Raw genomic sequence first — 17953 nt, 5'->3', positions numbered from 1 at the left:
GTGAATGATTTTGAGTAAGAATGTAGCAATCATCGGAGCAGGTATAACCGGTTTAACAAGTGCCTACTATATGAAAAAACAAAATCCTAACTTAAATGTTACTATCTATGAGGCAAGTAATCGTCCAGGTGGTAAAATTCAAACGTATCGTAAAGATGGTTATACTATTGAATTAGGACCCGAATCATACTTAGGTAGAAAAACTATTATGACTGATATAGCTAAGGAGATTGGATTAGGCGATGATTTGATTACGAATACTACAGGTCAATCATACATTTATGCTAAAAATAAATTATATCCTATCCCAGGTGGTTCTATTATGGGAATACCTACGGATATAAAACCTTTTATAAAAACAAAATTGATTTCTCCATTAGGTAAGTTACGAGCAGGTCTAGATCTATTTAAAAAGCCTATAGAGATTGAAGATGACATTTCAGTAGGTGACTTTTTTAGACAGCGTTTAGGTGATGAAGTACTTGAAAATTTAATTGAGCCACTAATGGGTGGCATTTATGGTACAAATATTGATGATTTAAGTTTGATGAGTACTTTCCCTAATTTTAAAGAAAAAGAAGAAGCTTTTGGTAGTTTAATCAAAGGCATGAAAGATGAGAAGGAACAACGTATTAAACAACTCCAACTATATCCAGGTGCCCCTAAAGGTCAATTTAAGCAATTTAGACACGGACTTAGTTCGTTCATAGAGGCTTTAGTTGAAGCTGTAACAAAACAAGGTGTCAATATTGAATATAATACAGAGGTTGAAGATATTATTATATCTCAAACTGACTATCAAGTAATTGTCGATGGCAAAAAAGAATTTTATGATGGGGTATTAGTAACAACACCACAACAAGTCTTTATGGACTGGTTTAACCATGATCCAGCATTTGATTATTTCAATACAATGGATTCAACGACAGTAGCAACAGTGGTACTTGCATTTGATGAAAAGGATATTGAAAATACTTATGATGGAACAGGTTTCGTTATTGCTAGAACAAGTAATACAAGCATAACAGCATGTACATGGACTTCAAAAAAATGGCCATTTACAACTCCAGAAGGAAAAGTGTTAATCCGAGCTTATGTTGGTAAACCAGGAGATACAGTTGTTGATGACCATACAGATGAAGAAATTGTATCTATTGTACGTCAAGATTTACAACAGATGATGACGTTCAAAGGTGACCCAGAATTTACCATTGTTAATCGTTTGCCTAAGAGTATGCCTCAATACCATGTAGGTCATATTAAGCAAATTAGAGAAATACAACAGCATATTAAACGAACTTATCCACGTTTAAAAATTACTGGTGCACCATTTGAAGCAGTTGGACTACCAGATTGTATTCAACAAGGACATAATGCAGTTGATGAAATGCTAGAAGAATTAAAGTTGATCAATTAACAAATCAATTAAGCACTTTGAAGGGATAAATATATCTTTTTAAAGTGCTTTTATTATAAAATAAAGTAAAATGAGTCATGATTATTTTTTAAATTATATAATGTGAGGTTTGATAATAATGACAGACGTAATAATAGTTCATTCAAGTGTAGGCAATGCACATAACCATTGGTATGAATGGTTAGGACATAATTTAACATTAGAAGGTTATGAGGTTACATTATTTAATTTAGAAGCAGATACACCTGCTAATCTAGACATGTGGGTAACACAAATGCAACATCAAATAAATGTTAGGAAAAAAGATACATATTTTGTGACACATGGATTTGGAACAATCGCAAGTTTGAAATTTATTGAAAGTTTGAATCAAAATATTGAAGGTTTATTCAGTATTGCTGGATTTAGAGACGATGCTCAAGATATTGATGAAAATATAGATTTACAAGATGTAACCATAGATTATGATACTATCAAAAATAAAGTAGACTACTTTTATGGACTTTGTTCAAAGAGTGACAAGCATGTTTCGTATAAAGAAACAAAAAGACTTATGGATACACTAGAAGGTCATATTCGTGTTGTTGAAGAAGGCGGTCATTTCATGGAAGAAGATGGTTTTACGACGTTTACCGCTTTACAAGATCGTATGCAAGGACTAATGACACAATAATTTGATTAGCACAGGGGAGGAGAGGTATTTATAAAGTTTAATCAGATATAAACAATAAGAGTTTTGTTATCGGTGTTAATATAGTGCTAAAAGATAACTAAACATGAATATTAAACCAATGTTAGTAGGATTTATTTGAAGGAATGTTCCAGTAGATACGTCGCAAAATCAATAAGCTTTATTAAGAAATGTTTCTTTTTAAGATTTATAACATGTGTAAAAAGTTTAATTTGATGATGTTGGCAAGTGATTTTGTGACCATTTGCACACTTTTGTTATAAAATGATTTAACTAGTTAATTATTACACATTTTAATTGTAAATAATTATTGACTATTAGTTTTAAAATTAATATACTAATAAAGTGTTAAGCGAGAGCGATTTAAAGCTAATTTGATGTATCAAACATTTTGAAATTTAAGAGATTGTAAATTTAAATTAAAAAATGTATTGACTTTGTTAAGTTAATAATGGTACAATAATCAAGTAGTCAAAAATAATATTAACGCGGGATGGAGCAGTTCGGTAGCTCGTCGGGCTCATAACCCGAAGGTCGGTGGTTCAAATCCGCCTCCCGCAATACATAGTTTTAATAGGTCTCGTAGTGTAGCGGTTAACACGCCTGCCTGTCACGCAGGAGATCGCGGGTTCGATTCCCGTCGAGACCGCCATTATTATTGTGGTTCAGTAGCTCAGTTGGTAGAGCAATGGATTGAAGCTCCATGTGTCGGCAGTTCGACTCTGTCCTGAACCATTCGTCATTTATGGCGGTTGTGGCGAAGTGGTTAACGCATCGGATTGTGGTTCCGACATTCGAGGGTTCGATTCCCTTCAACCGCCCCATAATCGTATTACATTTCACATTTTATATGCGGGTGTAGTTTAATGGCAAAACCTCAGCCTTCCAAGCTGATGTTGTGGGTTCGATTCCCATCACCCGCTCCATAATTATTCCACAGTAGCTCAGTGGTAGAGCTATCGGCTGTTAACCGATCGGTCGTAGGTTCGAGTCCTACCTGCGGAGCCATGGCTCCTTGGTCAAGCGGTTAAGACACCGCCCTTTCACGGCGGTAACACGGGTTCGAGTCCCGTAGGAGTCATACAAACAGAAGTGAAATATCGCTTCTGTTTTTTTATTTATCATATTATATATTATGGAGAGTTGTCCGAGTTGGCCGAAGGAGCACGCCTGGAAAGTGTGTAGGCGCCACAAGCGTCTCGAGGGTTCGAATCCCTCACTCTCCGTACATACGTAAAAATCAGTGAAAATCTGATAAGCTAAAAGTAGGGGGAACGTTGTTAAATCAACGTTCTTTTTTATTTTGGTGAAAATTTGTAACAATCTGTTTTGAAATAAAACCGTCAACTAGGTCGACAACATTTCAAAAATTATTGAATATTGTCGGTTTGTTTGTCAGTTTGACCGTTAAACTCCTAGAACGATGCTAGTTTCGCATCTAAACTTTTTTCTTCTTTTTCTTTTAATTCATCTAATAAATGACTATATACTCTCCAAGTAATTTCTATATTTGAATGACCTAATCTTTTACTTACATATTGAACACTAAATCCTTTTGTTAATAACATAGATGCAATTGTATCTGTAAGTTTGAAAAAATTTAAATCTAATTTAATATTACTCTTCATCATCATCTAGTAAATCAGTTATATTTACTATGATTTCTTTCGTATTAGTATCAATCGATAGTTCATTGCTATAGCCAATAGATTTTACTTTAATGATGTCACTATCTGATTTTAAAACTAATTCAGCGTGTTGGTTTCTCTCCAAAATAAGAAAAGTTTCATTATTACTTATGATTTCATGTCTAGAATTTAAACCATTAATTATAATATTCCAATTATTGAATTTCATTAAAAAACACTCCTTTAATTTAGTTTTTTATAAAGAAAATCCTAGAATCATACCCAAAGGTAAATTCTAGGATTAATTTATATAGGTCTTACATTGTTATGTCCTTAGATGAATAAATGTAGTTTATTTATTTTCAAATAAACCTTTGAAAAATTCTACTGCTTTTTTGATGATAGCTGTGATATTTTCCATTACTATTCACCTCCTATGTAAGCTACTTTTAATATAAATCATTTTTAATTATCATAGATTATTTATTCTTATTTTATAAATTTATTTTCATAAACGTAACATTTCTCTGCGAAATTAGACAGTTATGAATTCAAATGTGTTAACAAAGAGTGATATATCTTATTATTAAATTCAAATTTCTAAATTCAAGCTTTAATCACTGATAGAATGCGTTAAAATCGTTATAATTATCTTTGTAATGATAATTGGAGGAATGACTTGTGAACTTCTGGTTAAAAGATCAATCAGTAAAAAATAAAGATAAAATAGCTGTTACAGATGGCGCACATCAAATGACATTTAAGGAATTATATGATGATGCATTTCATTTAGCACAGCAAACTACAAAACCTTAATCAAACGAGAATAGGGGTACATATAAATAATCGTATTGAATCTTTAGTATTGATACATGCATGTTGGATCGCCAATATCGAAATTGCTATGATAAATACACGATTAACAAAGAATGAAATTATTGCTCAAATGAATTCTATACAAGTGAGCACAATAGTAACGACAACTACACTCGAAATGGATCAATTTGATATATATACGCTTGAGGATATTCAAAATTTATCTCCTCAAAATATAAATTCTAATGTATTTCAATTAGAAAACATTGCTTCTATCATGTTTACATCTGGCACTACTGGTCCTCAAAAAGCTGTCCCTCAAACTTTTGAAAATCATCTCGCAAGTGCAATAGGTTGTAAGGAAAGTTTAGGTTATAATCAGCAGACGATTTGGTTATCTGTATTACCGATATATCATATATCAGGTCTGAGTGTCATTTTAAGAAGTGTTATAGAAGGATTTACAGTACGTATTTTAGAAAAGTATAATACTGATACAATGCTTCAAATTATTCAAAATGAAAATATTACGCATGTTTCTCTTGTACCACAAACTTTAAAATGGTTAATGGATGCTGGATTACAGAGTCCATATCAATTAGAAAAAATCTTATTGGGTGGTGCAAAGCTATCAGCAAATTTAATTCAACAAGCTTTAAACTACAAACTACCTATTTATAATTCATTTGGTATGACTGAAACGTGTTCACAATTTTTAACAGCAACGCCAGATATGTTAGCACAACGTTATGATACTGTAGGGGTGCCTAGTGATAATGTAGAAGTGAAAATTAAGCAGCCTAATCAAAATGGACATGGTGAATTATTAATTAAAGGAAATAACGTAATGAATGGCTATTTATATCCTGTTAATTTAACAGATACATTTGAAGATGGCTTTTTCAAAACAGGGGATATAGCTGAAATAGATGAAGATGGTTTTGTTATGATTTATGATCGACGTAAGGATTTAATTATCAGTGGTGGCGAAAATATATATCCTTATCAAATTGAATCTATAGCTAAATATTATCCAAACATTGAAGATGCTGTTTGTATTGGTCAATCAGATGATACGTGGGGACAAGTACCTATATTATATTATATTGCCGATACACAAATTAATGAAATCGAATTAAAACAATATATGTTGGATCATTTAGCAAAATACAAAGTACCAAAGTCTTTTTATCAAGTTGAAGAATTGCCATATACTTCTACAGGTAAACTCCAAAGAAATAAAATGATACAAAAGGAAGAAAAAAATGATTATTAATCAATTAAATTTTTACTTATATAATCAGCCTTTTAAATCACCAATTGTAACGCCTAAAGTAAAATTAGAAACAAGAAAAACATTAGTCATTGAATTCATTGATAATCACGGGGATGCATATTTTGGAGAATGTAATGCATTTCAAACTCAATGGTATGATAATGAAACTATTGATTCCGTAAAAGAAAACATTAAACAATGGTATGATCGTATAAAGAATAAAGAAATGTCAACTTTTAAAGAATGGCAATCATCACTCGAGCTTTTAAATGATTATCCAGCAGCAAGATGTACAATTATGATGGCTATCTATCAAAAATATTATAAACTTGAATCATTTAAAGTTCCGTATGGTGCAACTGTAAACGGTATGACTGAAATACAATTAAATCGTTTGGCTCAAACACAACCTAAGCGAATTAAATTAAAGTATTCAAATCAATTAATTTCAGACATCGATAATTTACAATCACTTAGTTTTAGTTTTGATTTGGCTATAGATGCCAATGAATCCCTTAATCTGACACAATATCAATCTATTATAGAAAATATAGACCATGATATTCTTTATATTGAAGAACCATTTCAATCATTAGATGATATCAAACGCATTAATGGAAAACCTTATCCACCTATTGCTCTTGATGAAAAGGCCACTTCCACTCAAGAAATCAAAAATATTATATCTGAATATCCAATAGAGGTAGTTATATTGAAACCATTTAGACTTGGTGGTATTGATCGAGTATTAGATGCAATACAAACCCTTCATAAAGAAGGGGTGAAAGTTGTGATTGGTGGTATGTATGAATATGGGTTAAGCCGATATTTTACTGCAATGTTAGCTCAACATGGGGATTATCCTGGAGATGTGACACCAACGGGTTATTATTTTGAAAATGATTTTGTAGAAAATGAAGGTATATTAAAAGAGGGAATGATAGAATTCAATCCCCCTGTAGTTAATCGTACAAAATTAGAATGTATTAATGATGATTGTGTTTAGCATGATGTGATTTCGATTTGTTTTTTGCAAGTGGCACTGGATCGTATCCCCCTTTGTGTAAAGGATGACATTTTAATATTCGACGTATGCCTAAGTATAATCCTTTGAATGCACCATGATATTGTATCGCTTCTCGTGTATATTCTGAACATGTTGGATAGAATCGACACGTTGGTGGCGTTAATGGCGAGATAAAACGTTGATAAAAATGTATTAAGGCAAGAAATAATTTTTTCATAATAATGCCTCCGAGCAAATTTTAGAATATAGGTATTTTAACATATTATAAAGGGATGTGATGTACATGAAGTTTTTAGATAAAGACCAAAGAGAGGTACACCTAACATATAAAACAAATAAAGATGTTCCTACGGGTAATCATGTACTTGCTATTCCAGTATTTCAACATCAATTATTGTTTACTTGTCATAAAATTAGAGGTATTGAATTTCCTGGTGGCAAAAGAGAACTCAATGAAACTAGTATTGATGCTATACGGAGAGAATTGTATGAAGAAACTGGTGCACATGCTATCGATATTAAATATATAGCACAATATAAAGTTGAAACAAATAGTAATATAGATTTTGTGAAAGATGTATATTTTATACAAGTTGATACGCTAAAAGAACAATCTGACTATCTAGAAACAGATGGTCCATGTTTATTTCAATCAGTTGAATCAATTCCTGATAATAAAAAAAGCTTTTTACTTAAAGATGATGCTATCTTGCATTGTTATGAAAGGGTGAAGGCACTTGGATTTTATTAAAGTTAAAAAAATGCCAATAGAGATGAGGACACATCATTTTGATGAAATAACCTACCAAGTTGATCATCTTAATGTCAAAGCTTTAATGATGACACCTTACAAAGAAGTAAAACGCATTGTTATCTATCTGCGTGGTGGTAAAGGACAAGTAGGGCGTGTCAGAGCTGCAAGGCTCATGCAATTCGCTAATGATGAAACTCTAGTTATAGGTCCATATTATAGAGGGAACAATGGTAGTGAAGGCAAAGATGAATTTTATCGTGGAGATTTAAATGATGTCACAGAACTTATTCGTCTACTACATTCAAAATATCCAAAAGCTTTTGTACATATGATTGGTTTTTCACGTGGTGGTTTACAAGGATTATTAACTTTTCAAGATTTACCTGTAAATAGTTATATAATATGGGGTGGAGTATCTGATGTTCATTTAATGTATGAGGAACGTGTTGATTTGAGAGGGATGTTAAGACGAATGGTTGGACATCCTATTAAAGATGCTCAAAATTATACTGATAGAGAGGCAATACATAACATTACGCCACAAAGCCCGCCAATACTTATCGTTCATGGTGGAAATGATAAGCAAGTTGGTATACATCAAGCTTATTATTTAGAACGACGCTTAAATGAGATTGGAGCATACTTTGATACTTTTTATCAAATGAAAGAAGGACATGTACCACGCCCGTTTGCTTTGAAAGAAACTCTTGAACATATTCATCAATGGATGAATCAAATTGAAAATGATAAAGATAACGAAAGCGCAACAGAATGAATTTTCTGTCGCGCTTTTTACCATTATTTATTAAATGCACCTTTATCTGAAATATGTTCTACTTCAGAGCCGAATTTTTTGAAGTTTTCTTCAAAACGTTGAATTAAGTCATTAGCTTGTGCTTTATATTTTTCAGGGTCACTCCATGCATTAATTGGATTTAAGATAGTTTTAGGAACATCTTCTACTTCCACTGGAATATTTAATCCAAATGAAGCATCTTTAGTATATTCTGCATTTTTTAATTTACCTGAAATAGCCTGGTTAACCATTTGACGTGTATAATGTAAACTTATTCTTCTACCAACGCCATATTTACCCCCTGTCCATCCTGTGTTAACAAGGTAAACGTCAACTTCATGCTTATCAATTAATTCACCTAATAAATCAGCATAAACTGTAGGATGTAATGGTAAGAATGGTGCACCAAAGCAAGTAGAGAATGATGGTTCTGGTTCAGTAACGCCACGTTCTGTACCAGCTAATTTAGATGTGAATCCACTTAAGAAGTGATACATTGCTTGGTCTTTAGTTAATTTTGAAATTGGAGGAATGACACCAAAAGCATCCGCTGTTAAAAAGATAATTGTATTAGGATGAGCTGCTTTGGAAGGTAATACAATATTATCTATATGGTGAATAGGGTATGCCGCTCTTGTGTTTTCAGTGAATTTATTATCATCAAAATCAACCGTGCCATCATTTTTGACAACAGTATTTTCTAAAATGGTACCATATTTAATTGCATCGAAAATTTGTGGTTCTTTTTCTTTTGAAAGGTTGATTGCTTTAGCGTAGCAACCTCCTTCGATATTGAACACACCATTTTTATTCCAGCCGTGTTCGTCATCTCCAATTAATTTTCTATCAGGATCAGCTGATAATGTTGTTTTACCAGTACCTGATAAACCAAAGAATAATGCTACGTCACCTTTATTACCAACATTTGCTGAGCAATGCATACTCATAATATCTTGCATTGGTAATAAATAGTTCATAACTGAGAATATACCTTTTTTCATTTCGCCAGCATATTCAGTACCACCAATTAAAATGACTTTATGTTTGAATGAAACGATAACAAAAGTTTCTGTTTTTGTACCATCGACTTCTGGGTCAGCTTTAAAATGAGGTGCTGATACAATGGTAAAGTCTGATTTGATTGATTTAGCTTCTTCTTTTGATTCAGGACGTATAAACATATTATGTGCAAAAAGATTATGCCAAGCTAATTCATTAATTACAGTTAGTTTTAAGCGTGAATCTTTGTCACTTCCAGCGTAACCATTAAATACGTATAGTTCATCTTTCTTACCTAAATAATTTAATACTTTGTTATAAAGTTTTAAAAATGTTTCTTCATCTATCGGCTGATTAACGTCTCCCCAATCAACATTATCTCTATATGAAGGTTCTGTAACGATAAACTTATCTTTAGGTGAACGCCCAGTGTATTTACCGGTACTTGCATTAATAGCGCCCAACTCAGTAAGTTCACCTTCATTATTATCTAAGATTTTATTGTAAAGTTGAGTTGTAGATAATTGAAACTGTGTAGATGGTTTTTCTAATAATTGTTTGATTTTAATAGTTTCAGAGTATGTATCGATCGACATACTTAATCCCTCCAGATAGTTGTAATGTAAGCCTTTACATTTCAATAGTATAACATATTAAGTTAATTAATCCACCGTAAATTTTCATTAAAATAACTTAATTCTAAAATTGACATTAATTCGCTAATTATGTAGTATTAATTTTAACGGATTCTCTTATCCTGAGTGGTGGAGGGACATGGACCCAATGAAACCCAGCAACCTCTTTTTTGTATAGAAAAGAAAGGTGCCAAACCGTTTGCAGACCTATATTGTCTGAACGATAAGAGCGAATGGACGTATAAGAGCCTTCTCTCTATCTAGATACTAGTTAGCAGAAGGCTCTTTTATTTAGCTCAAATAAAAGAGAATTATCGTAATAAATTTTTAAAAGGAGCAAAATATGACTAACAATAAACGATTATTCACGTCAGAATCAGTAACTGAAGGACACCCGGATAAAATAGCCGATCAAGTTTCCGATGCCATTTTAGACGAAATTCTTAAAGATGACCCTAATGCGCGTGTAGCATGTGAAACAACAGTAACTACAGGTATGGCTTTAATTTCTGGTGAAATTTCAACAACAACTTATGTTGATATCCCTAAAGTAGTAAGAGAAACAATTAAAGAAATTGGTTACACACGTGCAAAATATGGTTATGATTCACAAACAATGGCTGTATTAACAGCAATTGATGAACAATCACCAGATATTGCGCAAGGTGTAGATAAAGCATTAGAATATCGCGATGATATTACTGAAGAAGAAATTGAAGCAACAGGTGCAGGAGATCAAGGTTTAATGTTTGGTTATGCAACTAACGAAACAGATACGTATATGCCTTTACCAATTTTCTTATCACACCAGCTAGCTAAACGTTTATCAGATGTTCGTAAAGATAAAATACTAGATTATTTACGTCCAGATGGTAAAGTTCAAGTAACAGTAGAATATGATGAAAATGACAAACCAAAACGTATTGATACAATTGTTGTTTCAACACAACATGCTGAAGATAAAACATTAGAAGATATTCAAAATGACATTAAAGAACATGTCATTTATCCTACTGTTCCAGAAAATTTACTAGATGATCAAACAAAATTCTATATCAATCCAACAGGAAGATTTGTAATTGGTGGACCTCAAGGTGATGCAGGATTAACAGGTCGTAAAATTATCGTTGACACTTATGGTGGATATGCTAGACATGGTGGAGGATGCTTCAGTGGTAAAGATCCAACTAAAGTAGACCGTTCTGCCGCATACGCAGCAAGATACGTTGCTAAAAATATTGTTGCAGCTGAATTAGCTGAACAATGTGAAGTACAACTTGCATACGCTATTGGTGTAGCTGAACCTGTGTCAATCTCAATTGATACATTTGGTACAGGTAAAGTCAGTGAAACAGAATTAGTAGAAGCAGTTAGAGAGAACTTTGACTTAAGACCTGCAGGAATTATTAAAATGTTAGAGTTGAAACAACCTATTTATAAACAAACTGCTGCGTACGGTCATTTCGGACGTACTGATGTTTTATTACCTTGGGAAAAATTAGATAAAGTCAACGTTTTGAAAGATTTAATAAACCAAGCCTAAAATAATTAAAATATTTGGGATAGGTAAAATATAATCAATTAAATTATAACGAAATGTCGAAAATATCATAGTTATGATTTATAATTGATTGTATTGATAATTTAAAAGGAGCGTTGATGTGATGAGTTTATCTTCACCCATTGGAATAGGATTAATCGTTGCAGTAGTGATTGCAATTATCTTTTTTGTGTTATTTTTAATCACGTTAAATAAAAAGAAAAAGATAAAGAAACAAACTGAAGAAGAATATCAACAAAAAGAACAGAACCTAAAAGCATCTCATGAGGAAACATTAGAAAAAGAACGTATAGAAAACAAAAAGACAGTCACTAAACAAAAAGAAGATTATGAAGCTACAGTAAGTAGTAAAGAAAGAGAAATAGATGCGTTAAAATTATTCTCTAAAAATCATAGTGAATATGTTACAGACATGAGATTAATTGGTATTCGTGAACGTCTTGTAAATGAAAAGCGTATTCGCCCAGAAGATATGCATATAATGGCAAATATTTTCTTGCCAACTAATGAATTTAATAATATTGAAAGAATTAGTCACCTAGTATTAACACGAACTGGTTTATACATCATTGATTCTCAATTATTAAAAGGTCATGTTTATAATGGTATTAGTGGCGCACAATTTTCAGAGTTACCAACTATGGAACAAGTATTTAATACTTTAGATTTAGATAAAACTACGCCACAAACATTGGTATTAGATCAAAATGATGATCAAAAATCATTATCATTTGTTAACTATTCAGATAAAATTCAGCAAATACAACAATTAGCTGGAGATTTACAAAATAAATTGAATACTAAATACACACCAACTTCTATTTTATACTTTAATCCTAAAAATGAAGATGATGTAACGATTTCAAATTATGCTCAGAATAGTAATGTAAAAGTATTAGTTGGACCTGAACAACTTAACGAATTCTTTAATAAATTTGTATTCCATGGACGTATTCAATATAACGTCGATGATTTACAAGATATTATGGATAAAATTGAATCATTTAACTAATTATTTTAGCTAGTAGGGTGTATGACACTTTACTAGCTTTTTTGTAATATTGAATTTTAATCAACGGATACGGGTATAGATAATGGATAAATATTTTTATATGTAAGGAGTGAAAATCCATGGATAAAATTAAATTTTATAATGGTCATGAAATGCCAAGAGTAGGACTAGGTACGTTTAGAGTCGAAAATAATGATGATTGTACTAAGGCTGTTAAACATGCTATAGAGAATGGTTATAGAAGCATTGATACAGCAAAAGTTTACGGTAATGAAGAAAAAGTAGGACAAGGTATTAAAGAAGGATTAGAAACTACAGGTCTAAAACGAGAAGACTTATTTATTACTTCAAAATTATGGTTAGAAGATTATGGTAGAACTAATGTAGAGGATGCGTATGAAAGTAGCTTAAAAAGATTAGGCTTAGATTATCTAGATTTATATTTAATGCACTGGCCAGGTACTAACGAAGCACTAATGATAGATACATGGCAAGGGATGGAAGATTTATATAAACAAGACCGTGTTAAAAATATCGGTGTAAGCAATTTTAATGTAGACCATTTTGAAGCACTACTAGCACAAGTATCAATAAAGCCTGTCATCAATCAAGTTGAATTTCATCCATATTTAACACAAAGTTCATTAAGACAATATATGGAAGTTCAAAATATTGTTATGGAATCATGGTCACCATTAATGAACGCACAAATTTTAGATGATGACACTGTTAATGCTATTGCAAAAGAAATTGATCAATCACCTGCACAAGTGATTATTCGTTGGAATTATCAACATGATGTAGTAGTTATCCCTAAATCAGTAACACCACATCGTATAGATGAAAATTTAGATATTCTAAACTTCAAACTTAACGAAGATCAAATGAATCGTCTTGACCAATTAAATGAAGATAGAAGAATTGGTCCTGATCCTGCAGAATTTAACGGACAATAAATTCAATTAAAGCCACGTTTCTCATAAAGAGGACGTGGCTTTAAAAGTATCTTCTTCTATTTTTTAAATAAGGTGATAAGCTAAATAACAGCTTAAGAATGATCCTATGAATTGAATAGTAGAATATACAATAAACAATGTAGGTTTGAATTTAGGTGATAACATTCCGACGAGTTCATTAGAGAGGGTAGAAAATGTAGTTAAACCTCCTAATATACCTGTGATTAAAAAAGGGTTTATCCATTGTATATGTAATGATAAACCAGATAGGGTACCAATGAATATACAACCTACAATATTAACTATAAGCGTACCTATTGGCAACACAGATTGAAACTGATTGAAATAGTTAGAAATACTAGCACGTAGAATTGCTCCAATACCTCCACCTAACATGACTAACAAAATTGTAGTAATCATAAACGTTCACCTAATTTCTTACCTAATAAACATAATAAAATACAAAGAATATAACTAATCACTGCATAAATAATTAATAACATCCAGTTTTGTTGATTGTACATTTGAACTAATTCAAATTGAAAAGTAGAAAATGTAGTTAAAGCTCCCATGAAACCTGTTGTTATAGCTTTTTTAAATAGGGGATGTGATTGAAATAATTTAATAGATAGTGCTGTGAAAAATCCCATTAAAAAAGCACCGATGATATTTGCTGTTAATGTACCTATTGGTAATTGGTGACCATGATTAAAAAATGATAATAAATATCTTAATAAAGCACCAAACGCACCACCTACAAAAATGTATAAATATTGCAAAGTAATAACTCCTTTAAAAAACATTTACTTAAATAAAAGAACCACTTCAATCTGAAATGGCTCTAACAAATAAAGTATACGTCAATAAATTTTAAGAAAGGAATCCGTAAGTATTTAATGACGACACAATATGAATAATAATCACAATAAGAATAATAAATGGTAATAGTTTACTACCAATTCTAATCCAACCTTGTTTGTCTCGTGAATGTTTAATAGATTTGTCCGCAAATATGATTGAAATGATTAGAACAATGACATTAATGACACTACATGCAATAATTAATTTGACGAAAGAACCCAACACATTATTTAAAAATGGATTATTTGTATTAAAGAAAAAGCTTATCGCTAATAATAATAAAGTTATATAAAAGTAGAGTTTAGATTTTGACATGCGTAACCTCCTCGATGGATATCATTACAATATACTACCACTTTTTAGGATATGAGAATAGTATAAATGTATAGAAAATAAAATGTAAAATACAAAAATGCTTTTATATAGGCAAATAATTCGCTTACATTTCAAAAGCATGATATAAATTATTTATAAATGATTTGTTAACGAAAATAAAAACCAAAGATAAATCATATATGAATTTGATATTCAATACATTGGAAATCCAAATTTAGTATTGAAATTGAAGGAGGAATACATAGTGAGAAAACTAAAAGTAGAAGTATTTGCGGATGGAGCAGATATTGAAGAAATGAAAGCTGCTTATAAAAATAAACAGGTTGATGGATTTACAACTAACCCTAGTTTAATGGCTAAAGCAGGCGTAACAGATTATAAAGCATTTGCGGAAGAGGCTGTTCGAGAAATTCCTGACGCTTCTATTTCATTTGAAGTGTTCGCAGATGACTTAGAGACAATGGCTAAGGAAGCGGAAATTCTTAAACAATATGGTGACAATGTTTTTGTTAAGATTCCAATTGTTACTACTAATGGTACTTCAACAATTCCATTAATCAAAGAATTATCTGCAAAACAAGTACGTTTAAATGTCACTGCAGTTTATACAATTGAACAAGTTAAAGAAATTACTGAAGCTGTCACAGAAGGCGTACCAACATATGTGTCAGTATTTGCAGGACGTATTGCAGATACTGGTGTAGATCCATTACCATTAATGAAAGAATCAGTAGAGGTAACTCATAGTAAAAAAGGTGTTAAATTGTTATGGGCAAGTTGCCGCGAACTATTTAATGTTATTCAAGCAGATGAAATTGGTGCTGACATCATTACTTGTCCAGCCGATGTAGTTAAAAAGGTTAACAATAATTTAGGTAGAGACGTTGAAGAACTATCAATTGATACTGTTAAAGGTTTTGCTAAAGATATCCAAAGTTCAGGATTATCAATTTTATAATTGCTTTAATTAGTGTCTTTATCGGATTAAATTTAAAAGCCAAGCTAGTGTCACTATTAGAATTGATTGTCTATAGTGTACACAAGGTTGGCTTTTTATTAATATAATTTGAATATTTGAATTGATTGAATTAGAAATTTCATCTATGATGTAAAGATAATCAAATAGATATGAGGGGCAATTCTAGCTATGGATAAAAATTCGTTTAGTGCTAGAGTAAAAAAGCAGTTATGGTTCTTAAATAACAAAGAGAAAGCTCAATTAAATGATGAAATTAGTAAAGTTAATCATAATGATAGTGACACGCTGAATAAACCAATAAGGTTTTCAAATCAGTTTTTAAAAGATCATGTGTATAGCCAAAAACATATTAGTTCAGCTAGTTTATTTATATTATTGATTGGAATTGTATTTACATATGTCATTTTATTAGGTGGCTTTTTATTTGGCCTTATAACAAGTTTAACAGCTGTAAATTATTTCATTCATCCCCAGGTTAACTTATCAACTGTGACTGTTGTACTCATCATTATAGGCGCTATTATATTAATGTTAATAGCGATATTCTTAATTAAGAAAGTAACTGCATTTTTTACTAAAAAATTATTAGAATATAAATTTAATAAGAAGAATACGACTGTGTAATTAAATGGCAAAGAAGTAAACTTTCTTGCCATTTTTTTAATATAGCATGATAAGGTTCATCTACTAAAAGATGAGTAGCATTTGAAAACATAATTAATGTGCCATTATTTTTGGTTTGTTTACCAGTAATATGATAAGCGTTTATGTAATATTGAATGGGAGAACGACGATGTTTAAGAGGAAATAAAATGAGTTGATCACATACATAAATAGGAATTTTTTTGTTTATATGAAGTAAGCGTTTGGCGATTTTCTTTTGAAGAGGTAGTGTTTTTTGATGTAATTCTAACATGTAGTCTAACGTATTGTTGATTGAAATAGGGAGAGATATGTCATATTGCTTATATTGCCATTTAGTGGATAGCTTATCGCTTATTTCTGTTTGTATATATAGTAAGTTAGTAGTAGTTAAATGATTCATTGTTTCATTCCTTTTTAAGAGTATAATGTAAATGTTTTGAGATTTTAGATTGCACTGACTTCTTAATTTTTTTAATAGTTGTTAAAGATAGATGCATTCTTTCTGCAATTTCATATTGTTTATATCCAGATAATTTTAGTAATAGCCATTCCTTTTCTTTTGAGTTTAATAAATAATGAATATCTTGTATTAGTAGTGATTCATTATTGATGTGTTGAGATGGTTCTATTTCACTAGAAATATAATCATCAATATCACTAGTTTTAATTTTGTTACTTTCTTTTCTGAATATATCAATAAGATAGTAGTTTAATCTGATGAATAGATAAGAGGAAAATTTGTTGGATTTTGAGGGATTATAGTTATTCGATAAGTGCCACATTTGAATTAATAGTAATTGATAAAACTCGTCATAATTATAAGTGATTTGATACCTAGTTAACAAATAATGTATGATTTTGTTATACTTTTGATAAATAATATTAAATTCCAAGATTTACTCCAGTTTTATGTACATAAAAGTGTATATTTCCGGATACATTGAATTTAAAATAGATTGGGAAAATTTTCATTTGCTAAATTATTAAAATAGGTGTTAAATAGAAGTCATAGTAAATAAATATGTATTCAAAAACAACCAAAAACATGTCGTATTATTAATATAGAGCAAAATTTAATAGGAGGTACAAATGGATTACGCACACTTAAATTTAGAACATTTTTTCGCCCGTAATGATGATTTAGATAGAATTAAAGATCGTTCAGACTTTGTGATGATTAACAATTTCACTAATGAAATGAAGTATAGAGAAGGAAGTATTGAAGGAACAATAGACTTAAATCAATATTTTTATAAGAATAGATCACAAGCTGCAAGTTTCATAATGATGGATTATAAAAATCATAATAAATAAAAATGGGATGAGATTTAGACAATTTAATTGAATAGATATTGCTAAATGACAATAGTTAACATATTCAATACAGTTGATTGAAGTGTTAATCAATCTATTTAATGGATACAAAATCATGTCTATTTCTCTTTTTTTATACTCAAAAGTTTCAATTTTATTACTTTTTATTTATGAATTTGTAACAAAGTATATATTAAATTGTGATTCATAATTAATAATGTTAAACTTTATTATCGTAATACAAATGAAA

At 30.8% G+C, this 17953-nt stretch carries 20 protein-coding genes, 8 tRNA genes, 1 pseudogene and 1 riboswitch; of the genes and pseudogenes, 20 read left to right on the top strand and 9 right to left on the bottom strand.

Annotation, left to right across the window (positions count from 1 at the left end; translation table 11 throughout):
* Positions 1–10 precede the first annotated feature (10 nt).
* From hemY to HMPREF3125_RS12120, 10 genes are all read left to right on the top strand, one after another.
* Positions 11–1417, top strand: coding sequence for a protoporphyrinogen oxidase (gene hemY / locus HMPREF3125_RS12165; RefSeq protein ID WP_176745298.1), 1407 nt, complete (start codon positions 11–13; stop codon positions 1415–1417).
* Positions 1418–1535: 118 nt separating this feature from the next.
* Entirely contained in the window at positions 1536–2090 is a 555-nt protein-coding gene (locus HMPREF3125_RS12160; RefSeq protein ID WP_070454043.1) for an RBBP9/YdeN family alpha/beta hydrolase, read from the top strand.
* Positions 2091–2595: 505 nt separating this feature from the next.
* Positions 2596–2669 (top strand) — tRNA-Met (locus tag HMPREF3125_RS12155).
* 15 nt (positions 2670–2684) lie between these two features.
* Positions 2685–2760: transfer RNA gene (locus HMPREF3125_RS12150), tRNA-Asp, on the top strand.
* A 10-nt stretch (positions 2761–2770) separates the two neighbouring features.
* Positions 2771–2843: transfer RNA gene (locus tag HMPREF3125_RS12145), tRNA-Phe, on the top strand.
* Between the two features lie 13 nt (positions 2844–2856).
* Positions 2857–2932: transfer RNA gene (locus HMPREF3125_RS12140), tRNA-His, on the top strand.
* A 28-nt stretch (positions 2933–2960) separates the two neighbouring features.
* Positions 2961–3034: transfer RNA gene (locus HMPREF3125_RS12135), tRNA-Gly, on the top strand.
* Positions 3035–3041: 7 nt separating this feature from the next.
* A tRNA-Asn gene (locus HMPREF3125_RS12130) sits at positions 3042–3116 on the top strand.
* Position 3117: 1 nt separating this feature from the next.
* Positions 3118–3189: transfer RNA gene (locus tag HMPREF3125_RS12125), tRNA-Glu, on the top strand.
* 56 nt (positions 3190–3245) lie between these two features.
* Positions 3246–3334 (top strand) — tRNA-Ser (locus tag HMPREF3125_RS12120).
* Between the two features lie 189 nt (positions 3335–3523).
* Here the strand turns inward: HMPREF3125_RS12120 and HMPREF3125_RS12115 are convergent.
* Entirely contained in the window at positions 3524–3736 is a 213-nt protein-coding gene (locus HMPREF3125_RS12115) for a tyrosine-type recombinase/integrase (protein ID WP_046466845.1), read from the bottom strand.
* The gene (locus HMPREF3125_RS12110; RefSeq protein ID WP_070454041.1) at positions 3726–3965 is read right to left on the bottom strand and encodes a hypothetical protein; all 240 of its coding nucleotides are present in this window, start codon (positions 3963–3965) and stop codon (positions 3726–3728) included. The genes HMPREF3125_RS12115 and HMPREF3125_RS12110 overlap by 11 nt, the downstream gene beginning before the upstream one ends.
* A gap of 452 nt (positions 3966–4417) precedes the next feature.
* Between HMPREF3125_RS12110 and menE the strand changes: the two are divergent.
* Positions 4418–5828 (top strand): annotated as a pseudogene (gene menE, locus HMPREF3125_RS12105) (o-succinylbenzoate--CoA ligase).
* Positions 5818–6834 (top strand): o-succinylbenzoate synthase, encoded by a 1017-nt coding sequence (gene menC / locus HMPREF3125_RS12100; RefSeq protein WP_070454039.1) that lies wholly within the window; start codon positions 5818–5820, stop codon positions 6832–6834. The pseudogene menE and the gene menC overlap by 11 nt, the downstream one beginning before the upstream one ends.
* Here menC and yidD read toward each other — a convergent pair.
* The gene (gene yidD, locus HMPREF3125_RS12095) at positions 6815–7072 is read right to left on the bottom strand and encodes a membrane protein insertion efficiency factor YidD (protein WP_017637320.1); all 258 of its coding nucleotides are present in this window, start codon (positions 7070–7072) and stop codon (positions 6815–6817) included. The two genes, menC and yidD, sit on opposite strands and share 20 nt — an antisense overlap.
* A gap of 66 nt (positions 7073–7138) precedes the next feature.
* Here yidD and ytkD point away from each other — a divergent pair, with 66 nt between their 5' ends.
* Positions 7139–7606: an RNA deprotection pyrophosphohydrolase gene (gene ytkD / locus HMPREF3125_RS12090; RefSeq protein ID WP_070454038.1), complete on the top strand. Its 468-nt coding sequence runs from the start codon at positions 7139–7141 to the stop codon at positions 7604–7606.
* Entirely contained in the window at positions 7593–8384 is a 792-nt protein-coding gene (locus HMPREF3125_RS12085; protein ID WP_070454036.1) for an alpha/beta hydrolase family protein, read from the top strand. The genes ytkD and HMPREF3125_RS12085 overlap by 14 nt, the downstream gene beginning before the upstream one ends.
* A gap of 23 nt (positions 8385–8407) precedes the next feature.
* Here HMPREF3125_RS12085 and pckA read toward each other — a convergent pair whose 3' ends face one another.
* Positions 8408–10000 (bottom strand): phosphoenolpyruvate carboxykinase (ATP), encoded by a 1593-nt coding sequence (gene pckA / locus HMPREF3125_RS12080; RefSeq protein ID WP_017637317.1) that lies wholly within the window; start codon positions 9998–10000, stop codon positions 8408–8410.
* 153 nt (positions 10001–10153) lie between these two features.
* A riboswitch (SAM riboswitch) is annotated at positions 10154–10269 on the top strand.
* A 113-nt stretch (positions 10270–10382) separates the two neighbouring features.
* Between pckA and metK the strand changes: the two genes are divergently transcribed.
* The 3 genes from metK (at position 10383) to HMPREF3125_RS12065 (ending at position 13568) form a co-directional block, all read left to right on the top strand.
* On the top strand, positions 10383–11582 hold the full coding sequence (gene metK, locus HMPREF3125_RS12075; protein WP_070454034.1) for a methionine adenosyltransferase: 1200 nt from the start codon (positions 10383–10385) through the stop codon (positions 11580–11582).
* Between the two features lie 121 nt (positions 11583–11703).
* Positions 11704–12612 carry a nuclease-related domain-containing protein gene (locus HMPREF3125_RS12070; RefSeq protein ID WP_070454032.1) on the top strand — a complete coding sequence of 303 codons (909 nt, stop codon included), beginning with the start codon at positions 11704–11706 and terminating at the stop codon, positions 12610–12612.
* 119 nt (positions 12613–12731) lie between these two features.
* A complete protein-coding gene (locus HMPREF3125_RS12065) occupies positions 12732–13568 on the top strand; it encodes an aldo/keto reductase (RefSeq protein WP_070454030.1) in 837 nt (278 codons plus the stop codon).
* 63 nt (positions 13569–13631) lie between these two features.
* Here HMPREF3125_RS12065 and HMPREF3125_RS12060 read toward each other — a convergent pair whose 3' ends face one another.
* The 3 genes from HMPREF3125_RS12060 to HMPREF3125_RS12050 all read right to left on the bottom strand — a co-directional run bounded on the left by HMPREF3125_RS12060 (position 13632) and on the right by HMPREF3125_RS12050 (position 14744).
* The gene (locus HMPREF3125_RS12060; RefSeq protein WP_017637313.1) at positions 13632–13988 is read right to left on the bottom strand and encodes a fluoride efflux transporter FluC; all 357 of its coding nucleotides are present in this window, start codon (positions 13986–13988) and stop codon (positions 13632–13634) included.
* Positions 13985–14347, bottom strand: coding sequence for a fluoride efflux transporter CrcB (gene crcB, locus HMPREF3125_RS12055; RefSeq protein ID WP_017637312.1), 363 nt, complete (start codon positions 14345–14347; stop codon positions 13985–13987). Before crcB ends, HMPREF3125_RS12060 begins: the two co-directional genes overlap by 4 nt.
* A 91-nt stretch (positions 14348–14438) precedes the next feature.
* Complete coding sequence (locus HMPREF3125_RS12050) at positions 14439–14744, bottom strand: hypothetical protein (RefSeq protein WP_017638160.1); 306 nt, start codon at positions 14742–14744, stop codon at positions 14439–14441.
* 265 nt (positions 14745–15009) lie between these two features.
* Here HMPREF3125_RS12050 and HMPREF3125_RS12045 point away from each other — a divergent pair, with 265 nt between their 5' ends.
* Together HMPREF3125_RS12045 and HMPREF3125_RS12040 are read left to right on the top strand one after the other, a co-directional pair.
* Entirely contained in the window at positions 15010–15723 is a 714-nt protein-coding gene (locus HMPREF3125_RS12045; protein ID WP_070454028.1) for a transaldolase, read from the top strand.
* Positions 15724–15912: 189 nt separating this feature from the next.
* Positions 15913–16368, top strand: coding sequence for a hypothetical protein (locus tag HMPREF3125_RS12040; RefSeq protein WP_070454026.1), 456 nt, complete (start codon positions 15913–15915; stop codon positions 16366–16368).
* Here HMPREF3125_RS12040 and HMPREF3125_RS12035 read toward each other — a convergent pair.
* Both HMPREF3125_RS12035 and HMPREF3125_RS12030 read right to left on the bottom strand, forming a co-directional pair.
* Positions 16343–16789, bottom strand: a complete 447-nt coding sequence (locus HMPREF3125_RS12035; protein ID WP_070454024.1) for a competence protein ComK — start codon at positions 16787–16789, stop codon at positions 16343–16345. The genes HMPREF3125_RS12040 and HMPREF3125_RS12035 overlap by 26 nt on opposite strands.
* A gap of 4 nt (positions 16790–16793) precedes the next feature.
* A complete protein-coding gene (locus HMPREF3125_RS12030; protein WP_070454022.1) occupies positions 16794–17282 on the bottom strand; it encodes a sigma-70 family RNA polymerase sigma factor in 489 nt (162 codons plus the stop codon).
* Between the two features lie 196 nt (positions 17283–17478).
* Here HMPREF3125_RS12030 and HMPREF3125_RS12025 point away from each other — a divergent pair, with 196 nt between their 5' ends.
* Positions 17479–17703 (top strand): hypothetical protein, encoded by a 225-nt coding sequence (locus tag HMPREF3125_RS12025; protein ID WP_029055630.1) that lies wholly within the window; start codon positions 17479–17481, stop codon positions 17701–17703.
* Positions 17704–17953 lie beyond the last annotated feature (250 nt).

It is taken from the genome of Staphylococcus sp. HMSC13A10, assembly GCF_001808005.1.
GTDB classification, from domain to species: domain Bacteria; phylum Bacillota; class Bacilli; order Staphylococcales; family Staphylococcaceae; genus Staphylococcus; species Staphylococcus pasteuri.
This window is presented reverse-complemented; position numbering and strand designations above follow the sequence as displayed.